17 protein-coding genes and 1 pseudogene are annotated in these 22204 nt (G+C 39.2%); 9 read left to right on the top strand and 9 right to left on the bottom strand.

The window, feature by feature from the left end; genetic code table 11:
- Positions 1–1187 (top strand): annotated as a pseudogene (locus A4S05_RS41630) (DUF3854 domain-containing protein); the annotation flags it as partial.
- Between the two features lie 12 nt (positions 1188–1199).
- On the top strand, positions 1200–2042 hold the full coding sequence (locus A4S05_RS14945; protein WP_069070618.1) for a hypothetical protein: 843 nt from the start codon (positions 1200–1202) through the stop codon (positions 2040–2042).
- A gap of 203 nt (positions 2043–2245) precedes the next feature.
- Here A4S05_RS14945 and A4S05_RS14940 read toward each other — a convergent pair whose 3' ends face one another.
- The gene (locus tag A4S05_RS14940) at positions 2246–2485 is read right to left on the bottom strand and encodes a hypothetical protein (protein WP_069070617.1); all 240 of its coding nucleotides are present in this window, start codon (positions 2483–2485) and stop codon (positions 2246–2248) included.
- A gap of 181 nt (positions 2486–2666) precedes the next feature.
- On the opposite strand from A4S05_RS14940, the gene A4S05_RS14935 reads away from it, so the two are divergent.
- A complete protein-coding gene (locus A4S05_RS14935) occupies positions 2667–3329 on the top strand; it encodes a response regulator (protein WP_069070620.1) in 663 nt (220 codons plus the stop codon).
- A 1-nt stretch (position 3330) separates the two neighbouring features.
- Here A4S05_RS14935 and A4S05_RS14930 read toward each other — a convergent pair whose 3' ends face one another.
- The 5 genes from A4S05_RS14930 to mobV form a co-directional block, all read right to left on the bottom strand.
- Positions 3331–3942 (bottom strand): DUF6753 family protein, encoded by a 612-nt coding sequence (locus A4S05_RS14930; protein ID WP_069070616.1) that lies wholly within the window; start codon positions 3940–3942, stop codon positions 3331–3333.
- The gene (locus A4S05_RS14925; protein WP_218107951.1) at positions 3872–4621 is read right to left on the bottom strand and encodes a P-loop NTPase family protein; all 750 of its coding nucleotides are present in this window, start codon (positions 4619–4621) and stop codon (positions 3872–3874) included. Before A4S05_RS14925 ends, A4S05_RS14930 begins: the two co-directional genes overlap by 71 nt.
- Positions 4622–4631: 10 nt before the next feature.
- Positions 4632–5486, bottom strand: a complete 855-nt coding sequence (locus A4S05_RS14920; RefSeq protein WP_176727016.1) for a nucleotide-binding protein — start codon at positions 5484–5486, stop codon at positions 4632–4634.
- Between the two features lie 137 nt (positions 5487–5623).
- On the bottom strand, positions 5624–6448 hold the full coding sequence (locus A4S05_RS14915; protein ID WP_069070613.1) for a hypothetical protein: 825 nt from the start codon (positions 6446–6448) through the stop codon (positions 5624–5626).
- A 237-nt stretch (positions 6449–6685) separates the two neighbouring features.
- Entirely contained in the window at positions 6686–8488 is a 1803-nt protein-coding gene (gene mobV, locus A4S05_RS14910) for a MobV family relaxase (RefSeq protein WP_069070612.1), read from the bottom strand.
- A 515-nt stretch (positions 8489–9003) separates the two neighbouring features.
- On the opposite strand from mobV, the gene A4S05_RS14905 reads away from it, so the two are divergent.
- A complete protein-coding gene (locus tag A4S05_RS14905; RefSeq protein WP_069070611.1) occupies positions 9004–9450 on the top strand; it encodes a hypothetical protein in 447 nt (148 codons plus the stop codon).
- Positions 9451–9466: 16 nt separating this feature from the next.
- Positions 9467–10687 carry a ParM/StbA family protein gene (locus A4S05_RS14900; RefSeq protein WP_069070610.1) on the top strand — a complete coding sequence of 407 codons (1221 nt, stop codon included), beginning with the start codon at positions 9467–9469 and terminating at the stop codon, positions 10685–10687.
- A gap of 78 nt (positions 10688–10765) precedes the next feature.
- Here A4S05_RS14900 and A4S05_RS14895 read toward each other — a convergent pair whose 3' ends face one another.
- Positions 10766–11578 carry a glycosyltransferase family 2 protein gene (locus tag A4S05_RS14895; protein ID WP_069070609.1) on the bottom strand — a complete coding sequence of 271 codons (813 nt, stop codon included), beginning with the start codon at positions 11576–11578 and terminating at the stop codon, positions 10766–10768.
- 144 nt (positions 11579–11722) lie between these two features.
- Between A4S05_RS14895 and A4S05_RS14890 the strand changes: the two genes are divergently transcribed.
- Both A4S05_RS14890 and A4S05_RS14885 read left to right on the top strand, forming a co-directional pair.
- Positions 11723–13897 (top strand): ATP-binding cassette domain-containing protein, encoded by a 2175-nt coding sequence (locus tag A4S05_RS14890; RefSeq protein WP_069070608.1) that lies wholly within the window; start codon positions 11723–11725, stop codon positions 13895–13897.
- A 321-nt stretch (positions 13898–14218) separates the two neighbouring features.
- Positions 14219–14584 carry a hypothetical protein gene (locus A4S05_RS14885; RefSeq protein WP_069070607.1) on the top strand — a complete coding sequence of 122 codons (366 nt, stop codon included), beginning with the start codon at positions 14219–14221 and terminating at the stop codon, positions 14582–14584.
- 101 nt (positions 14585–14685) lie between these two features.
- Here the strand turns inward: A4S05_RS14885 and A4S05_RS14880 are convergent, their stop codons facing one another.
- Positions 14686–15216 carry a hypothetical protein gene (locus tag A4S05_RS14880; protein WP_069070606.1) on the bottom strand — a complete coding sequence of 177 codons (531 nt, stop codon included), beginning with the start codon at positions 15214–15216 and terminating at the stop codon, positions 14686–14688.
- Between the two features lie 47 nt (positions 15217–15263).
- On the opposite strand from A4S05_RS14880, the gene A4S05_RS14875 reads away from it, so the two are divergent.
- Both A4S05_RS14875 and A4S05_RS14870 read left to right on the top strand, forming a co-directional pair.
- On the top strand, positions 15264–20459 hold the full coding sequence (locus A4S05_RS14875) for a hypothetical protein (RefSeq protein ID WP_069070605.1): 5196 nt from the start codon (positions 15264–15266) through the stop codon (positions 20457–20459).
- A gap of 81 nt (positions 20460–20540) precedes the next feature.
- Entirely contained in the window at positions 20541–21305 is a 765-nt protein-coding gene (locus A4S05_RS14870; RefSeq protein WP_069070604.1) for a tetratricopeptide repeat protein, read from the top strand.
- A gap of 369 nt (positions 21306–21674) precedes the next feature.
- Here A4S05_RS14870 and A4S05_RS14865 read toward each other — a convergent pair whose 3' ends face one another.
- Entirely contained in the window at positions 21675–22136 is a 462-nt protein-coding gene (locus tag A4S05_RS14865) for a hypothetical protein (protein WP_069070603.1), read from the bottom strand.
- Positions 22137–22204 lie beyond the last annotated feature (68 nt).

Below are 22204 nucleotides of genomic sequence, written 5' to 3'. Positions count from 1 at the left end.
TTCATCGCCGCGCTGACGAAACTTTGGCACTAATGCAATTTCATGCCGATAAATGGGGAGCTATCACTCTGTCTGAGCAACCTAAAGATATGTTTCCAATCGAAAGGCAGGAGTTTTTGTTAGTTGCTGATTATCTCAAAAGTGGCAAACAACTACCTTCAGTCGATGAAGACCCCAGGAAGATTGCTAATACCCTTGGTTCACTCTCCCTTAATGGTACGCACACAATTTTAGAGAGCTTTAAAACTTCTGAAATCTTGCAAATCCTCACTCAAACTCTAAAAAGGACTGGTTGTGATGATTTGGAGTTGGGCAATTACCGTATTCTCTACCAGAAAAGTCAACTTGATACTACATCTACTCTGCAACTTCTGAAAACTGAACATACGGGTGCTACAAGAGTTGCTGCCAGCTTTGAATTCAGCAGAACAGATTCAGGTATGACACATCAACTTAAGACTCTTGCTATTACTGAACAAGACATAGCTAAACTCAGATTACTTGCTCAAAAGTTGGATATTCAACAACCTGCCAAGGAAGCAACTGCCAATCCTCATGCTACCCGTGATATGGAAGTGCCTATTCACCCGAAAATTGCTAAACTTTGGCAAGACTTAGAAAATAGGCAACAAAAAAGTAATTCTGTTCCTTACACAGCAGCACAGGTTGAACAAAATTTTCTTTCCCCGTACTCTACGTTTGACCTAGCTAGCAACTCTCAAGATATCAATTTGCAGCCAGCCAATACAGTAGTAGCTAAACCAATCAAAAAAACATCTACTTCTCAACATCAATTAAGCAAATCTGACATCGAGAGCATTCCTCTGCCCCTTCATCCTTTGCTTGGTCAATACTGGCAAGAGCTAGAAGATAATCATCGATGGGGTGATATCGCAAAACAGGATAATGCTGAATTTCGTTTAAAGATTCAATCCAATGGCAAACTCTCCATTGGCGAACAACGTGAACTTTATAATAAACTTTTAATCCATAGTGTTGTTGAGCAAAGCGCCAAAGGATTAACTGATATTTCCCTTCCCCCACTAAATGAAATTATCCAAGATTTGATATCTGCCCGTAGCAAAGTCATCCATAATACCTACAGCCCAAAAGTTGAAGTATATTCCCAAAAATCTCCAAAATCACATCATAATGCTCAATCTAATTCTGCCGAAAATGAACTGTAAACTACATTAGCCATGTATTCTAACCAATCATCTAATTCACTTCAAGAAACAGTCAGCAATATCAATTGTGACAGTGGCATTTCTAACAACATGATGGCTTACAGACTAGCACTCTTTCTGGAGAAACATCCACCGTCGTTACAATCAACCACCACATTGGATGCATCTGAGCGAGAAAATCTCCAGTCAGAACTGAGAACAACCTTATCTAAAAATCTTCAAAATATTGAAAACTACAGACAAAATCTCAAACAGAAATATTACACAGAGTATTTAGAGAAATTTGCTGTAACCCAACAGTCATCTGTTATATCTCAACCAGATAACTCAGCAAGAGTTGAAAATTTAATTGCCCAGAAGAAGAATACATTCCTCCAACAGATATTTGAATCGGGAGTGCAAAAACTACCTTTAGGTCAAAGGGTCAGCAAAGAGGAAAAGGAGCAGCGAACAGGGAGTCAGGCACAAAACAATATAAATAAATTTAGAGAAAACAATGTCTCACCAGCTATTGATATTGCTGAAAAATCTCTTATTAAAGCAGTCATGAGAACTGTTATGACAATGGGCAAGGATACTGAACAAGGACGCATTTATGAAGGCATAGCCTACAGATTGCAACTGTTTATTAAAGAAGGAATGCAACTTCTCAGTGTTCACAGAAAAACTGGCAATCCCGAAACAGCTTTTACAGCCTATAAAGATGACTCTAATGAGTTTCAAATTACACAAAATAACCTTTCATACTCAGAGACTAATCGACTCATTGCCTTTGATAAACAGCAAACAAGACAACAGCTTACATCTCAGCCTAATCATATTGATAAAGATAATAGCACTGAGCTTGGTGACTAAGCCCCTTTGGGGACTGTGGGAGGTGTCGGGAGTTAGTCGAGTAACCAATCATCTAGATGGATGGGTAATCATTTTGATTAATTCACTAAGAGCTTGATTATAACGAGCGCAGAGTTCTCTTGCTTGTTTAGATGTAAGGTACTGGCATTTCACCACAAGCTTTAACCAAACTTCACCCCCACACCTTCCACACCCATTTTTGACTAGCTAAAATAACCAGCCAATCTACCCAAGAAAAAACCACCAATCAATAAATAACGCTTTGTCCGCCTCTCTATTATTGAGAAGGGGGCAATTATTGTTCCCAACATTATGTAAAAACTCGCCTCCATTAGATTGCTACTAAATCTGAGCGTTGCCGCAATCATCAAACCTATAAATATCAGCCATTCCACCATCAATTCAATTTTATCCCAAAGTTTTTGGTCGTATAAATATCGCATCTTATAATTCTCTAGTTTTAGACAATCTACTTAATCTAATTTCATCATCTCCAAAAACTTCCTAGCTTTTACTTTGATTTTACCTAAATTCTAAACTTTTTTTAATATCGCACTATCGTCAAGATTTACTTAAGTAAATATGTTATAAATGTTTTATGTTCCTGTAATCGAAGTAATCAAGATGATTCGATTAGTAATTATTGAAAATGAAGCTCTAAGTCGGCTCGGAATTAAATCAGTTGTTAATCAAGAGCAAGACTTTGAAATGTGTGGGGAAGCTGATAACGGAACTGAAGGGATGAGGCTTGTTGAAGAACTTAAGCCTGATATTGTTTTGCTTGATATTGCTTTGCCAGATATTAGTGGTTTGGATCTCATCTATAACATTAAGACGAGGACGGATAGTAAAGTCATTGTTCTCACTTATCACTCCAGTCAAGATGTAGTTAATTCTGCCTTCCAAAATGGCGCTGATTCCTACATTCTTAAGAAGATGGATCTGCAATTAATTAAACACGCTATCAATACTACTTATCAAAATAGTTCTTTCATTGACCCAGAGATTGCTAAAAGATTTTTTAGAAACTTCAGTTCTGGCAACACAAAAATTAAGGGGAAAAGATACAGGGAAACCCTTACTGCTACAGAAGCCCAAATTCTCAACTTAATTGCCCGTGGTTTTTCTAATAAAGAGATCGCCGAAAAACTCTTTATTACAGTCAGTACAGTTAAGGGACACACCAGCCATCTTTTTTCCAAGTTAGGAGTTAGGGGCCGTGTTAACGCGATCATTATGGCTAGAGAACTTGGCTATTTAGAAACAGAAACCTCTAGAGTTAGTTGAGCTACTTTTTGGGTTTGGTTTTCTTAAGCTGAATCAAGCAATATCCTTGTAATCGGTTTTCTTGTTGACAGGCTGCTACGGCTGATTGATTGGACAACAATAACTGGTACATTTGTTTTCCTTCGCTTGATTTTGCCCACTGCAAAATCTTCATCTCATTGGCTGACACTACAACTGACTGAGTTCCACCCAAATTTGAGACAACATTCCAAGTTGTCAACGAACCTAGAAGCGCTCCTACCGCCATTACTCCTGTGCATATCCCTGATATAGACCAAAGTTTCCACCAACCCAAACCTTTGAATGAGCTATTTAAGGTCGATGGTGTTACATGCTTCATTTCATCACGCACAGCTTTTGATACTACTGTATAGTGCATCGACTGAGCCGCTTTGCTAGTCGATTCTAATTTCTGGTCAATCATTACTGCCCAAGCTTCTACCATTGCCTCCATCCGCGCTTGCAGGTCAATCATTGTTTCTTCATTTCTGCCTAATGTTGCCATCAACTTAAACATCGGGTCATCTTCAGCTATTCCTAATTCATGGGATATTTGAGCTATGCGTTGTTGTTCTGCTTCCGAATATCCTTGTAAAATTTGTTCTGTTCTCATTTTTTAGCCCTAAATATTCAATTGCTTTATCATTATTTAAAATCGAATCGTAAAAGTTTTTAATCCAGTGGTAAATGTAAGTTCGGTAAACCACATAAATTGACTTATCTCTACAAGCTAGGGAGTAAGGTTTTCCCGTCCTCTCCAATCTTTCGTAATGGTCACGATGTAACGCTGGCAAGAATATCTCAGTCCCACCCATTCTTTGTAACTTATCCTGCATTGATTGCTGATACTCTCCAAATCTCGTATCAAAATGCTGATTTTTTACTACTACATAGTTAGCATTATCAGTAGCAAACTCTCCCAAAGTTTTCAGGTAAGCTACACAATCTCTTCTGTGCGAAATTGGTTGCAAAAAAGTTAGTTCCCATTGATATGTAATTAAGAGATCGAACAGATCCGAACCCACAATATACTGACAGAGCTTATCTACATATTGCCCTGGCATATCAACAATAATTATATCTAATTCATTTTTGATAAAATCATCTAAAATTTTATCCGTACCTCCATTAAAAAAGTCTAAGCTTTCAATTGCCACTAAATTTTCATAAGCCTTTAATCTCTCACGATTGTCATGGTCGTAGACCCGAATTTTTCTTCCTTGAACTTGAAACCAATCAATTAATAGTTTCGTAACTGTAGACTTCCCTACACGAGAGTCACCTACAGTCATAATCATTCGCTTAGGAGAGTTCAACATTATTTAAACCTAACGACTCTTTTACTTGTTCAATCTCTTCTTTGAAAGTTCTTAACCAACTTGTGACTCTACCTTTAACCGAAGGTAAATCTGTTTGCTCCATCCCTTGCCTAAAAGTCATGCTATTTTCATCCAGGTAATCATAACTGCGTTCTATTAGTTCTGGCATTTTAATGTCAGCAAATGGGCTTTTTTGCGACTTTAGTTGTTCCTTAATTTTCTCAACTTCGGGAGAGTTTTTGTATCTCGTAAATTCATCAGGCTCTCCAAAAAATAAGTTCTTTACTACTATGTAATCTACTTGATTTCCACAAAAGCTATGCAAATCTATTAGTTGATTTATAGAATCGATAACGCGGCTAATAACTACTACCATAGTCACGCGGATATTATAATGTTTTTCGGCTGTTTCCAGGAAAGTCATTTCTTCTACAAATTTTCGCAATATTCTTCTGGACTGTGGTGGTAATTCTAGTAAAAATAAAGATTCTGGCTGGATTATTTCACCATCTCCTCCTAGCTTGGGATTCGCTTTTGTTTTCATTTCATCAAAGAACTGATCTATATTGCCTGTTTTAAAAATATCAAGTGGTTCTATATGGCAATGCCGACCATAAAATCTTAATAATTGAGAATTGGAGCTATCAGCATCAAAGCCGATAAATCTTTGTCCTTTATCCAAATATGTTTGCACTAATCCCCTTGCAAAAGTAGACTTACCTACACCACCCTTATCTCCAGTTACTATCACTAATCTATTTTTGGTTATTTGCTCAATTGATTCTTCGTTCGCCTTGTCTTCTGAACCATTATTCATAAGTTCGATACTATCTGTCACTTTCTTTCTCCTCATAATTATTAGTGGTCAAAAACTATAGGTTTAGGGGTGTAGGGGAATGGCACGCTTGATAACGTGAAACCTTGCCGTTAGCAGGTGTGGGAGGGAAAGAATCTATATTCTCCATACTCCCCAAATTAGTCCCCTGAGAAACATTCCAGTATTTGAAAGTAAAATATTTCTAAATATCTTTGTTTGCTAAACTCTGCCAAATTATCCGTAATTGATTTGAAGGTTTGGAGAATTAAACCCTGCTCTATAATCTTCATTAGCTCATAATTGCTATTTAACTTTAAAGACTTATATATATAAAAATCTAATTCTTGAGCTATTAATAAATTCGGAGCTAACGCTACTAAGCTACTATACAGTTCTTCGTAATTTATAATTTCCGATAAAACTAGTTTTACCAATTCTAAATATTGCTGCCTGAAGGATAATTCTTGATAATTACTAGTTCCCGGACAATTAACAGCCAGAGGGATTTTCTTATAAATCAATTTTAAATATAATTCAATAACTTCTATTTCTACTTCCCATATCTTCTGTCCTTTTGAATACAGGTAGTTTATTAAAGAATCTCTCTTCGGAAAAATAATTCCTGAAGTTATATGCTTAATGTTAGTGTCTATATTCAAATTTGTCTTTTTTCTAAAAATTGGTACTATTTGGCTCCTTACCCATTGCATAAATTGCCTAACCACATCAGCTTTTACTATACCTGTCAATGAATGAATCCCCAAGGCATTCAAAGTATTAACGACGACTATTTTTTGATTCATCATCACTTGTCGCTGATTTGTTTTCGCATCTATTAATATTACTTTTCCATCGTTCAGGGCTGGAGCAATTATTTGGAATACATCAACCGCAAACAACTCTAATCCGCTTGGAGCATCTATGACTCGTACTATATTGTTCGAGAAATGCTCAAATTCCCAAAACTGCCAAACTTCTACCATCGTTTTATGGCTCAGAACGATATCACTATCCCATATCTGCCAATGACAAAGGAATCGATAAAGGTACGGAAATAATCAGTACTTTCGTATCTTGATTTTTCACTTTCCTTTGTTATATATTTCCAGGTTTACTTTTTTTAATTTAAGGGGTAGGGTGAATGGCACTGCGCTATCACTGCCGCAACGCTTATGCTGACGCTTTACAATCACAAAACATAATTACGGATTACGAATTGTTTAAAGCTCCATTTCCTGATTTTGATGCCGTTGTTGTGAATTATGTTGTTGTAATTTCTGCGAGAGATTGACCAGTTCTTGGTTCCAATCTCTAGCAAAACATTTATTTCTTTTAGCCTGTGGCAGCAATTGTTTAATAGCCCGTGCATTTGCATTTCCAAGTTCCGAAGAGTCAAATGCTACCTGTACATTAGGAATATGCTGCAATTGCTCAACAGGCAAGGTATTCGGGCGATCTATTGCCAGGAAGAGCGTTCTTTTGAGTGGTACGTCGCCCTTGACTTGATATTCCAGCATGGCAAAAGACACGGTATCAATGGGGGATTTACACAGCACTAACCTTTCTACAGGATCTGTTGGCTGTCCACCCAAGTGAAAATAAAACCAGCCCTCACGCCGCTTAGTCCCTTTCTCGTAACCTTTGAAAGTGTTGTTCTCGCCCCGTGTCCCCCGCAGGAATGCTCCTATTGCCTGGGGTTCTTCTAATAGATTCCGCATGACGAACACAGCGTTTTGCTGGTCATCAGCGTAAACCAGCCCCCGGTTATGCAGAACTTCCACAAAGTTTTCAGGTATCCCCCGTTTCTGGGTCAGGTAGTTGCAGACAGAAGACCACTTAGTTTTATCCTCAACTGGTAGCCTGAATTTGTCGCATGGTTCTAACTGGATAATCTCAGCTGCCACTGTTTTAGCAAAAGCTATCGCTGCTCCAATAGCCCCAGCTTCACCAAAGCGCTTATGCAACCAGACAACCGCCTGCCGTAGATTGCACTGGTTAACGTGCATCACCAAGTCAATCGCACCCCCTGAGCCTTTCTGCTGTTCGGGGGCGAAGTCGTAGAATTTGGGCCCATCTATATTAATGATGTGTCCGTGACCCTTCCATTTTCCTTCCTCATGGTGTAGCCCCAACTCCCAGGCGACCTCCTCCAAGGGCAAGTCGCGCATTTGTTGAGTTTGAGATTCTAACAATTGCACCCGTTTTTCTAATTGCTGTCGCTCTTTTTCACTATCTCTAGCCCGTTGCTCTGCACGGAACAATCGCTCTGCCATAAAGGAGCGATCAGCCAGTTGGTGATTAATGGCTTGGAACTGGTCATCAGACTGAATCCTGGCAACGTAATTCCTGGCTGATTCAAATGGTGTGGGTGCTAATTGGTTATTTGTAATGACTGCGGTGAGTGGTTCACTGTTAACGGCTTGGTAATATTCTTTGACTTTGGTGTGGGTTGCTTTGCTGCCCTTTACCCCACGTTCAATGCCCAAAGGAGCGAGTGCAGCAGCATAACTATCTTGGAGTTTGGATAACTTAATTCTTCCCTGTCCACCTCTGCCGCCAAACATCGCGTCATGACTGACTCTCCCGGTTTTATCGTTCAATGGCACGATGTAGACGTGAATGTGTGGGGTACTTTCATCTAGGTGAAGCTCTGCCCTGACGCATTTTGATCCATAGTTTTGATCTATCCAGTCACGAGATGCGATCGCCCATTCCTGCATCAGTGAATCAGACCACTGCCCCGACAGAGATGGATCACCAGGGCGGAAATATTCAGGCGATGCCGAGAGAAACATTTCGGTGCATAACACTGCATCATGCCGAGGGCGATGCAGTAGCGTAGAGATTTTTTCTTTGACTATTTCCTCTAGGGCGCGATCGTCTTCTCCCCCAATCAACCGGACATTCTCTCTAGTTGGATCTGCGTTGGGTGTTTCTCTATTCCTGGTAACATGGTCATCACTTCCCGCAACGTTACCAAATGTTTTTAGTTTCTCTATTCTGAGAATTGTTAGTGGCGACATAAAAGTTTTATGCTACAAATGCAGTGCGTTGTAGTACTCAAAAACCCTCCAAGTGAACTGCTGTTTCATGTCATGAGTGCAGCGAGAGATGGCGCAGCCACCCGCAGGGCATGAAACCATAGTGAGTATGGTTATGTTATTCTCTAAGCGAAGAATTGTTGAGGGCAAAAAATAGCAATTTCCTGCGCTAAGTTGTGGCATAGTCTAAGGATAGTTCAGGCATAGTCTAAGGAACTTACTTTCTTGAAAAAACTGATTAAGAGTGCTTAGTCTAGGCATAGTCTAGGGATAGTTCAAACTTAGTCTAGGCATAGTCTGGAAAAAATGTAGTTTGGTATACAATTTCCTTCTTCAAAATCCACTAATTACATAGATTTAGGGGAGATTATAACTCAGTTTTTAAAACAGAAAAAATCGATTAGACTTTAATAAGTGATTCTGCATTTTGATTTTCTGCAAGTAAAAAACCGAAGCAACGCGGCTGTAAATGCACAGAAACTTTTGCATGAAAAAAAATGGAACAGAACCAACAAGTCTTTTTTTCAATTAGGCGAAGGTTAGGCACTATTGATGGACAGATAATTAATTATCTCCACTCTAGACCCTTCGATTTAGGGAACCTACCTGAAATAGTAATGTTGACCCTGCTTGAATATTGGTCGCCCTTTGCCATATCTGCTGATGGAGTGGATGGTGACGAACTCAGGCAGAGGGCAATTTGGTCAATTAAAAAATTAGAAGCACAAGCGGCTTTGATTCGTGAAATTTTTTTGTCATCTCATGTCCAAACTGCTGTGACTGCGAACAACGCTGAAGTTGGCGACAGTGCCTCGGATCAAAGGCTGGTGTCCACCATTAATGATGAGGATGACCAAATCTTGGATGAGGACGCTGATGATTTGGCAGAACTAGTTCTGCCAGAAGAAATAAAGCAGATTAACAGCTTGTTTAATGTCGAGTAATAGTTGAGAAAAATTCATGAATACGTCGAAAAGAGAGATTGCACCCGTTTACACAAGGGTAGCTGTGTCCATTGATTTAGGTGGGAGTCAGAGCAAGGTAATTGTTCAGATATATCCTTCGGGTGTGCCGATAGTAATAGCAATGGAGCCAGAAATTGCAGATGTGGGAAAAAACTCAATTACTCAGTTGTCAGGAGACTGTACTTGGGTAGGAATAGATGATGAGTATTATGTCTTGGGCGCTCTAGCTAAAAATACTTTTGCTGGCACACCAGCGCTCAGGGATCTGAAATATCACTATGCTTTACCAAAAATAGCGGGATTATTATGGAAAATTTGTCTTCAATTGGGCTTGAGTAATGGTGTTGATGCTTCCGTGCAATTATTGCTACCACCAGGAGAAATGTCGGACGGCAAGGATTTGGGCAAGAAGCTGTCGGCAGCGCTAAGAAAAGGAATTGCCACACCTACAGGCAAGTTAAAACTTAAGCTACATAATTTTTACGTGGCTCCAGAGGGGAGTGGGATTATGGCTTACCGTAGTCGGACTTTGGGGGCATTGTTTGGGCAAAAAAGTATTGGTTTGTTGATGTTGGGCTACCGGAATGCTAGTTTTTTTGTTTCGGCTAAAGGTAATCAAGCAAAGGCTGAATCTACAGAGTTGGGGATGAATTGGTTAGTGCAGCAATTTGTCGAGCGTACTGCTGTTGGGCTAGCAAAAGATGATTTACGTATACCAAAAGCTTTAGTGTCAGCAAGCTTGGGCAACGTGAATGCATTACAGTCGTTATCACGCAAAGCTACATCTGCTGGAGTTGAATCTGATTTAAAGTTGTTTAACTCAGTTTTACTAGATGTCCGTGGTGATTACTGTCGAGCCTTAATTCGCTGGATTAGAAATATTGCCGTATTGGATGAAGTTATCATTTGCGGCGGGACTGCTGAGTTTGTTCATAAGGAATTAACTCAACATTTTGAAAAAGAGGGCATACCTATTGTTTGGAATGGCAATGTCGAGATGCCTAAGTATCTCGATACCCTCTCTCTAGGTAGCCGAGTTACTGATGTCTGGACTGCACACATTACCTATATCAAGATGTTAGACTACAATTTTGGCTACCAACGTAAAACTGATTTGGTTCCAGACTATCATCAATCCCCACCTGTAAAAAATTCCACCCCACCTAAAGAAGTTTGGGAGAAAAACGGATTTTTGACCATGCACCCTGGTGTTTAAAGCCCTAATTTGAAAGTGATTGCCTATACGTAGATTCTTTGCGGCTTGCTCCCAGGCGATCGCTTTCAAATTTGCACACTATACAAATGCTGGTGCGCGGTTATTAGCTATATTGTTATACATTCTTGTAAGTTCCTGTAGACGCTCAACTTGATATAATTCAAGTGAGTAAAAAGAAGCTGATTTGATTATTTGTTTGAGTTCTTCTGCCCACTGCCTATAAGTTGAAGTACCAATAGTCCCTTCAGACGACTGAATATAATTAACTAAAACTTGAGGATTGACTTTAAATGTACTAACTCCATATTTTTTAGCACATTGGAGTAAGAATTCATAGTCAGCAAATATTCGGTGGCAAGGATTCCATTTTAAAGCATGATTACGGTAATGAATGAATCCATTGCTATCAAAAATTTCTTGTTGACTAATGAATTTATCAAGTGTGCAGTTTGGGTTACTGGGAGAAAGAAAAGTTTTACTCATACGTATAGTTTTACCTTGACAAATAACATCACGGCGACGATTTTGTACAACCATACTATATTTAATGAAGTTTTGTTGTTTAAAAAATTGCTTTACCATAGCTATAAACTCTGGCTCAAAGCTATTGTCATCGTCCAGATAAGCAATTAATTCTCCAGTTGCTATATCTAATCCTTTATTGCGTGCATGGCATAGCCCAAAGCCAATGGAAAGGTGTTCTATTTCTTCATAAACTATATGAAATGGAGCTGGAAATTTAGTAACAATTTCTTTAGTTCGTTGGTTGCCCCCATCGTTAATGATTACCCATTCAAAATTGTGATCTGTTTGATTAAGTAAGCTTTTCAGTGCAATTGTGCTTAATTTTTCCGGTCTATTATAGGTAGCGGTAATGATTGAAAGTTTCATATTTCTCTTTCTATATCTGTTTGTTGTTCTTGTCTTTAAAAAAAATTTTGTATTTTTAGCCAGTTGCTTTTATCTTCTTGCTAACTGTTGTATTATCTGCTGGAGTGCGACAAAAATAGAAACTATTTTCTTGACAATGCACAAATGCAGACTCTACATCTGACTATTCACACGATTCCGATTCAGCAATGCACTGTTGAAAAAACTCCTTTCAGTATTGGTAGCGATAAATACAATGACTTGGTAATTCCTGATAACAGCGTAGATAAAGGACACGCTAAGATTGCGTTTAAAGAAGGTCAGTATTATTTGCTAGATGAAGGTAGTACCAATGGCACACGGGTCGCAGGGATTCAGCTAGAAGCATATCGATTCCGAGCTTTAGCAGACGGAAATCTTATAGAGCTTGGTTCGGTGATCGTAGAAATCAAAATTAGCTCCTCTGCACCAGCCAAAATTCCAATATTTCAGGCAAGGGAACGTCAAACTCTCTCAATTGAACGCATGAGATTAGATGCAATCAATTTAAAAAAATCTAGCAGCCCAATATTAGGTACAACTCTGCTCAACGATATTTCTGTATCTTTCTTTCCGCAAGAGTTTGTAGTTATTGCTGGGGTTAGTGGTGGCGGGAAGTCAACTCTCATGGACGCACTCAACGGACAACGCCGCGCTAGAGGTAAAGTATTTGTTAACGGCTGCGACCTCTACAAGAATTTCAACGCTTTCAAAAATAAAATTGGCTATGTGCCGCAGGACGATATCGTTCATTCAGAACTGACTGTGGGGGAAGCACTTAACTATGCTGCTCATCTCCGTCTGCCTTCAGCATCGCCATCAAAAAGGCAGCAACGCATACAAGAAGTACTTGAACAACTGCAACTTACTGGGCGCAAGAATGTCTCTATTGGGCGACTTAGTGGTGGGCAGCGCAAACGTGTAAGTATTGGGGTAGAACTAATCAGCAATCCCAGCATATTTTTTCTGGATGAGGCAACTTCAGGACTTGACCCTGGCACAGAATTACAAATCATGCACCTTCTGCGGAGTTTAGCAGATGCTGGAAGTCTAGTAATATTGATTACTCATGCTACCAAAAATGTGGCGATCGCTGACATGGTAGTTTTTCTGGCTAAGGGGGGCAGACTTGCTTATGTTGGCCCTCCGAAGTTAGCCTTTAGCTATTTCAAAGTCAAAGATTTTGATTCAATTTATGCCAGAGTTGAACACCAGTTGTCACCATCAGAATGGGAGCAGGGATTTAAGTCTTACGCTTTCTACAAAAAGTTTGTCAGTGAACGCCAAAAGACCATTCCCCAAAACTCAATTAAGCCCGTACTAGTTAAGCCGGATTTTCTCCAACAATGGGGGGTGCTATGCCGCCGTAACTTGGCTATTCTGCTCAAGAACAAAATCAGTTTAGCGTTAATGCTTCTAGGAGCGCCGATTTTAGGTTCATTGAATTTTGCACTGTGGAAGCCTGACTTATTTAACACTAAGATTGGCAATGCAGGACAGGCAATTACAATGCTGTTTGTCACAGTCATCATGGCTGTAATGTCTGGAGCGCTAGCTACGATGTCGGAGATTGCGAAGGAAACTGCCATTTATCGCCGTGAGCGCAGTGCCGGACTAGGGATAGTTCCTTATGTAGCATCCAAGTTTCAATTAGCATTCTTGCTAGCACTTTATCAATCAGCAATACTTTTAGTTTGCATGAACTCGGCGGTGAAATTAAATGTTGATAACAGTACTTTGACTCTCATGTACCTCAGCCTCTTCCTCGCTTCTTTTGGGAGTATGATTTTGGGACTGTTAGTTTCTGCGATTGCACCAAGTCAAAGTGTTGCACCTCTGCTAACAATTCTTGTGTTGGTTCCTCAAGTCGTGTTTGGAGGTGGCATTCTCCCAGCGAACGAATTCAACTCTGTGGGCAAAACATTTAACCAGATGATGTTGACTAAATATCCCTTTGAATCTCTAGTATCCCTGAGTGGACTTGGCGCAGATGTGGCCAAAGACTCGTGCTGGCAGAAAACTGAGCAGCAACGGAAAGCGTTATCAGAACAACAATCCCTTAACTGTAAATGTTATGGAGCGAATGTGTTTAACAAGTGCAAATTTCCAGGGATTGGTAAAGTAAAAAAATCATCGTTTTTAAATGCTGATTTATTAAAGGTACGTTTACTGATTCAGGGGATTTTTGATAGCTATGGAAACACTTTTAAAATTGATTTGACAGAAAATCTATTTTCTATGTTGAGATTAATTGTTTTATTAATGATGTTAATTCTACTAGCCCAATTTCTCAAAGGTTAGCAAGTAAAAATACTTATAGCTGAAAGTTCGCTGACTCCAAGTAGGCTGTATGCCATGTCTAACACCCAGAAGAAAGTATTTGATTAATTCTCAAATTAAAATACTGAATTAGAGCTTTAGCATAAATAGACTTATTTTTCTACAGACAAGAGTACGGTTTTTTTCCGTACTCTTGTCGATTGATTTTTTGAGAGCAGAAAATATAAACTCTGCGGTGGGAGTAATTATAATTTCCATTTTTACTTGCAGAATCTGGTGTGGAGGAATATTCTTCTGCACCTTTCCCTACTTACTTTCATCTCAAATATCTCTTAAAAAATCATGCAACAACTAAAATTACCAAGCCACAACAACGGTACATACCCTCAAAAGTCAACAGACTCATTCACTATCCCTCAACAGAAAGAGCGACTAGAAAATCTGTTGTATCAGAAAGTTCAACAAGGGGAAGACATATCCCCTTGTATTGAAGCTCTCTATTATTTAGCTTCAAAGCAAACAACACAAGACCAACTCCAAGTGATGTGGGCTGAAGTAATCAAAGAACGCTTGGCATTCAATTCACTGCAAAGAGTAATCATTACAGCCTTCGCCATCTTAGGAATGATTGCCTTTCTCAATGGGGCATTTCGCTCTGTTAAACCATCTGCGGCTGTTGTCAACCCACCTGCTGCCCAACAGCGTTAATCCAAATGGTCAGGCAGCGTCATAAATTCAACGCAAAAAGCTGAAAGCGTTGTTTGATAATGCTTTCAGCTTATATTATCACTCGCTCTGCTTCGGCTCACCTAATATGCTGTATCTTTGTCGAAAGGCAAGCTCTCAACATCCTCAAAGTTACGCAGGTCTTGCTCCATCTGCTGCCGACGTTGGACGTATGTTCTGCTATCTTCAATCCTTCCTCTCATCAACCATGCACCAAAGTTGATGCCTTGTTCTACGTGTGAGGCAGACACTTTATTGTAATTATCAACCTCCATTTTCTTGCGCCACTCAAGTTGTTCGAGGGCACTTTCACTGATACCAATTTTCTGAGCGTATTCTACATATTCAGGTCTGAGAGAACCATCTGGGTTAAATTCTTTTTTTTCTTGTTCAGTGAAGAAATCGTAGGCTGTGTAGATTGGCCACGGCTCTGGATCAGTCTCGTCCAGGTGTTTCCACTCGTCATACTCTTCTTTTGCTCTACGAGCATAACTATCAATTGCTCCTGGATCTTCACCTTTGGATAACATTTCTTGCCGAGCTTCACTTTTCAAACTTCCATCTGGGTTGAATTCTTCATTATTCATATTTATCCAACGCTTAATCCTTGACATAAAAACCTCTCAAAAATTTAATTAATATTCATCAAATTTCAAATCTTATGACTTTGGAATTAAAGCATTTTGACCCTCGTTTAAATCAGTGGATCTATATAGACGATAGCAGAACCGACTCTCAATCAATTTTAACTGAAAAGCTCAGTAATACTTTACTAGAATTTTACTTTCCTGACAAAGAATTCTCATTTGGACATTCAGATGAATACAGCACTGCTGAAGAACTAAAGAATCATCCAGATGGACAAATTTTATTACTATCTTCTAAGACTCGCTTACTTTATGGAGAAAAGGAATGTTTAGAAACAATTCAAAAAATTTGTCCAGATAGTAAAGACCGGGGTGCTTATGGTTCCATTTTCCTTGGGGCTTGTAAAAATGCGATTCACGAAAAGCTAAACATTTTAGTAGTAGATGATTCTACTGATAACCGGGGTGAAAATGGAGGGATATTATCGAATGATTTGGCATATAAATTAGTTGGCGATTGTTATGGGCAGATTTCAACACAACTTTATGACAAGCTAACCTTAAGGGAATCCCAAACAGATAAAAGCTATCGTGTAATTCAACATCGATTTGGTTGGGTAGATGGAGTTGGAGAAGATACGACTGAATATCGCTTTGGCAAAGGAACACTGCGACCATACAGACTAGATAGAATAAAATATGCAAATTCTAAAAATGAACCAAAAATCGATATAATTCTTCCCGTAAGCAGTTTTAAGGGAACAGACAAGGATAGACCCAAAGGCCCTACTAAACCTCAAATTCAACCAGGATTATATCAGCAAAATATTTGGTTAGCTGAAAAAGCACAATCTCAACAAGGTCAGATGTCTATCTCCCAACTGCTGGCATCTTTCCCCCAAGGAATTAAAGATTTTGCCGAAGAACTAGAAGTACAAGCTCAAAGATTAGCCTCTATTGAAGATGACCCAAGAATTGTTGCTGCTTACTATTGTGAAAGATACGAAAAACGTAAAGAATCATTGAGCCAAAGTAAATTCAAAACATCAGACATTATCAATCAAGAAACAAATGTTAAAAACTTAGGGACAAATGATGACTTAGATGCAGATCAGGAGTTGGATGACGAGAGTGCTAAAGATGACTTGTTTATGTACAAACTCATTAAAGCTGATTTACTTGGTCATCAACAGCTATTAGAAACTGAGAAGGTCAAACAGGAATTAAGTCGTTTTGTACAAAGTGAGTGGCGAGATATTGCTATTGGGAAAACGCTTACTTTTGACCGAGCAATGATTATTCCTTCCAAGGAACTCAAAAATGGTGAAATCTGTGCTCCTTGGCTGGAGCAAGGAGAAAAAGTTCTTAACTTTCGCTCTCCTTTTCTTAACTCTAATGGCTTGTGTGTTTCTACTAATAAACACATTAAAGACCGTGTTGCTCCAGATGGTGAACCCTTAGAAGGCATAATTGTAGTCAATGACGAAGACCATAAGCGCATACAGCAAAGAATTACAGATTTAGAAGCGCGAGGGGTTGATGTTGATTTTATCGACCCAGCAGAAACCGAATCAGAACGCCAAGCACGAGACTACGATGGTGATTGCATTGGTGTGGCAAGAGCTAGCTTATACCCCAATTTAACAGCAGAGGCAGAGCGAAGAAATCTTCCCCAAAACGCCTATTCACCCACGGTTAAGCTCAAAAAACAGTCATTTTATGATCCCACCGATGGAACCCAGCCCCCATTTGAAAAAATCGCTATTCACATGAGCGATAGCATCAGCGTGGGCATAATCAACAATCAAGTGACGGCACTGGAAGCATTAGAATCAGAAATTGAGGTACTAAAAACTTACGGTACTTTTGAGCAGAAATCAAATTATCTAGACCAAGTTTCTAACCATTACGAAATCCTGTTTGAGCAAGAACGCCAGAAAGAGCCAAAGTTAATTCGAGAAGAATACAAGCCTTATATGCAAGGGGTTGTCGAACTTGCTCATTCTCAAAGAACTCCCGAAATTATCCAGCAAGCAATGGACATTAACCGTCAAATGTACCGGAGCATGATTGAAGAAGGATGTTATCAAAACCAAATAGCGGTTGATTTATTCAAAAGTGCTAAAAAACCTGAGATGGATAAAATCAGGGAAAACAACCGCTACTTGTATCGTGATGTTAACTATATTAAAGATAAAAAATCTCGTTCATCCTATTTAAACACAGGTATAACACCAAAGGGCTACTCACCAGTAGAATTATTGATTAGCCAAACCAATAAATATTTCCAAGAATCACAGTTAGAATCGCGTCCCATAGTCCAGTTTAAAGACTTATTCAAAGGGGTAGAATTTACACCACAGCAGAAATTTGCAGCGATCGCCGCCAAGTACGAGTTCGATCTGAAATTCAACGCTGCGGTTCGGATGTCCCAACGGCGTGAAACTGAGAAAGGGCCATCCGCAATTGTGCAAACTCCACAGTCTTGCAAACTGGAAATTACCAATCTCACCCGTTACGGGCATCCCTTAATCTGGAAAGCCCAGACATTGAACATTCGCTTAGATGAGATTAAATTCACAAACAGTGAACGCCCCCATAAATTATTAGCAGTTGCACAGATAGATGACGAGGTTGGGGAAAATGGAAAACCCGCTTACCGCAACCTGGGGACAGTTAGCCAACAATCTGTGACTGACCACAACCTCAAGGCGGGGATGACCATACAGGGAGGTAAAGTAATAGAACTAAAACCAGAACTTACTAGAAGCCAAACTAAACTACTCTTTGCCTTGGGAAATGATGCAGCAGAAGCATTTTATGCGAAAATCCCAGAGTCAGAAAAACTTGCATCCGCCGCCGCCGCTTGGAATATCTGTGCATCCCGTCAGGATGAACTCGAAGTTGCAAGGAAAGAAAACGCAAACCCCCAGGCGATCGCTAAAAAAGTCTCCAATTTTGCTTTCGCTGCTTTCCCCAATGAGATTATCTCTCGCTTAGATAAATTGCAATTTACTGAACCGAAGTTAGTCACACTTCATAATGAAGCAAATCAATTTTTGGGCAGAAAGTGGAACCCAGACGAAAAACACCCCATAGAAATCAGAGCTAGCCACCACCCACCGGGACATGAACGCCACGTTTCCAGACTAATGTTTGTACAGGATGCTGACGGCGAATATAAGGAATTCGCCATGCTCGAAACCAGGGCTGGAATGTTACCAATTGGCTCAAAGGCGCAAGCTAATTTCATTGGGGTAGAACCTGCTACTGCCAAAGCAACTATTGGACTACCAGGAAACGAGTCGGTTGAAATTACTATCCGTGAACTCAAGAACTTCTCTTATGCAGGACTTGTTTTTAACGCCGAACCGGTCAACTTAGAATTTGGCACTGTGCCGATTCCTGATAAAACAGTAAAAATCAAACTTGATGGCAAAACCCTGGGTGAGTTAGACAGTGATTCTGTCCAACAGTTAAATGAAATTAATTATCTCAAAAATGGTAATCCTCTAAAATTAAAGCTCAAGTCAATTTCTGAAACTGGAGATCAAGCTTTTGTGCTGGGTGAGTCTCCCAATGGGAATCTCCTCAAAATTAATAAAATTAACTTTTATGATTTTTCTGGTCAGACATTCAATGATCAAGATTACCGAAAACTGACTATCGAAACCTCAGCTTCTAAAACTAGGGATGCTGTATTTTTAAATGGTGAACCCCTGGGAGTATTGCACTTCAAAAAAGACAAAGACGCGCTCAGACAGCTTGGGCTACTCAAACCCAAACAATTTACACCCGCGCCTGCAATCATTGAAAGTAATTTTTCTGTTATTTGCGCTCAAATTGACCCTAATACCGTAGAATATCCTCAGAAATGGACGAAGGAATTTCAGGCTTTTGGGACTCAATCGGTTAATTTTGAACAACAAGAGATGATTGAGAGTAGTGCGAATATTCTACATCATATTAAAGAGCGCCCTACTTTCTTATTTTCGACAGAATCAAACAAAAAACTTGGAGTCATGGGCTTGGCTGTTGACAACCAGAAAGTTGATACTGTAACTAAATGGTTAACTGCTCAAAAAGTTGAATGGCAGCAAGTACCAACAGAAGATGTTATCAGGGAAACTAAAAAAGGTCTAGCAGTATTTCACTTAGTCAGCAGTTCAATTCCCCCCAAAACTTTGGAGAACATGACCAAGAAATTTGGGTCAATTATTGAATCGGATAGTGACTATCAACAAAGAGTTAATTCCCTCGCCACACGACCACAGTTTTTGAAACCTCCATCTCAATCAGCATTGTCCCCGCCTCAACAAAGCGCTCAATTCCACCCAAACCAAGAGGTTCAAAATCTCGCCGTCGCCTCTCCTGTCATCAAAGGCAAACCGATTCCGATGAACTACCCTTTAATGATGCATGGTGAGCCGAACCCACTACCTGTAAATACTTGCATTGATGCGATGAGAGGATATGGTCGAACTCATACCACCAGAGCTTATCAACCATACAAACAGTATGGGTTTAAGGAAGGGGATATTGCTCTGGCGACAGGCATTGATAAGCAAGTCGCCTTTCGAGTCGGTAAGCAGTATCAAATCACACCCTCTATGATTGCTGACCCCGTTTATCAACAGCAGTGGGCTGATATGGAAAAGCACTCACCCAAAGCATTACCAGAACTGTTTACCGAAAAACAGCAGGTGTGGGGACTACATATTGAACCCTTGGGGGATTATGTGGAGGGTTTTATAGTCCCGTTTCCTGAACCACAAAATAGAGCCGCACCCAACCAAACAGTCCAAACTCAATCAGTTACTATTGATGATTTGAGAAATTGGTATAATGCCGCAGATATGTTAGGGAAGTCGGAGAATTACAAAAAACGCATTGTAGAAGTGGCTTATGGGTTTAAAGCTGGTGAGCAATTATCAGCCCAAGCGTTGACAGTAATGAATAAAGATAAATTTGAACTTGAAGCCATCAGTCGGCTGACTCAAATTGCTCAAAGGATTGGTATGGTCTGGGGTCAGTCTGATGAAAATGGTACTCAAGTCCAAGGGAAGATTTATGACTTGGCTTTCAATACCCAGCAGAGGGATTTAACTATTTTGCAGAAAAATGGGGAAGTAGTTTTAAACTTACAATCTGGCAAGGTGCAGACTAATAAAGTAACTCCACAGATATTGCAAACTTTTGAGGATGCTAATACTCAAATTGATCAAATATTAGCGAAAAATAAAATTCAAGAATTAGAAATACAAGGATAAGTTAACTGACTCAGCTAAATATCCGAGTCGATGAATATTTAAGGAATTCTAAATTAAAACAGAGAATATTTGGTGGAATTAATGGAAGACATTGATGTAGAACAAGGGCAATTGTGGTATGACAAAGGAATGGAGCATCTCAAATCAGGAAACTTATCTGGAGTGATGGAGTGCTTCAGAAATGCACTTTATTTCTATCCTAATTTTGCCGAAGTTCACAATACTATAGGTATGATTCAGTTTCAAATCGAAAAATATGAAAATGCGATTCAGCTTTTTGATAACGCATTAGCGATGAATCCGAATTTTGCTGAAGCTTATAATAATCGAGGATTAGCTCGGTCAAAAATCTGTCATAAGTCAGAATTTCCCCAGGTGATTGAAGATTACACTAAAGCCATCGCTCTGAATCCCAAATTAGTCCAGGCTTATCTAAATCGGGCTGATACGTATAAAAATTTAACTGGTGACAACCCAGCAGCTATCTTAGATTACAATCAAGTAATTTTACTTGACCCAAACTGTTTATCAGCTTATATAAATAGGGCGAATATTTGTTTTTTATCTGGGGAATTAGAAAAATCCCTCTTTGATCTAGAAAAAGTATTATCTCTAGATGCTGATTGTGCAGAAGCATACTGTGGACGAGGGATAGTCAGATTTCGTCTGGGCGATATTGAGGGCGCAAAAAAAGATTTATTTAAAGCTTTTGGTTTGTATGAGGCGCGAGGGAATATGATTTACTGTGCTTTTACTCGAAGTTTGATTATGGAGCTTTTTCGAGATCATGAAGTTTACAAAGATTTGTTTGGAGTCGAAAGTAGGATAGTTAAATTAAAAAAGTAGCCACTTTTGTCGAGTGGCTACAAATTAAATTCTTTTTTAATTTCTTTCTGCGATCGCAAAGAGCGAGAAACCTTACAGCAATAATCCCTTCAATAGGTCTTTAAGTTAGTATCTTTCCTTGTCCGCTTTGGCACGGTTACGCCAAATATGCTAAATACAAAAGTAAAACAACTGCCAATGCAAGATTTAAGTCAGTGCAGGAATCGCGTTTTACTTCACTTTGCTTCCCGTAAAAGAATGGATATTGGAATTCCGCCTTGGTTATCTCGGTCGCTACTGGAGCTTAATAAGCGTTGTTGGCTTATTAATCGGCTTTTTGCTCTGTGCGCTGATATTTGTGCCATTGATTATTAATGGGTTTAATTAAAATTAAACTGCAAAACATTCTTCAAAAAATGGATAAAACTTGTTCGCTAACAACTCAAACTTTTCTCCAATACAATCAGGGCGAGCTATTTTATAACCTTTGCCATTGTACCAATCAGGATTCATCGCTGGAGAATAACACAGATAAGCGGTGCCATCTTTGTAGTACCCAGATATAGTTAAGATATTTATTTTAGGTAAATAATTTACTTGAAAATTTCCGACAGCACGGTTTTTACTTTTAAAAGTAATAGCTAAATTAGTGTCAAAAATATTTTGAGAGTCTTTATGTAAGGATTTTAAATACATTTGTGGTACAACTAAAGCTGCATGAACCTTACCGATTTTTCGAGCAGATAACTGAAACTCAGTGTTGCTAAAAACTTGTTCAACAATCTTAGTAATCTCTGTTTGGAAATCTATCTGTACAGTGTAAAGGAGTTGTTCTAAATCTATATTGAGCATTACTTTTCCTTTGAATATTCAACTGTTATCAAGAAAAATTATGAAATTTTTGACAAAGTGATTAATGA

It is taken from the genome of Nostoc sp. KVJ20, assembly GCF_001712795.1.
Lineage (GTDB): Bacteria > Cyanobacteriota > Cyanobacteriia > Cyanobacteriales > Nostocaceae > Nostoc.
The sequence above is the reverse complement of the archived record's forward strand: the minus strand, read 5'-3'. Positions and strand labels throughout refer to the sequence as shown.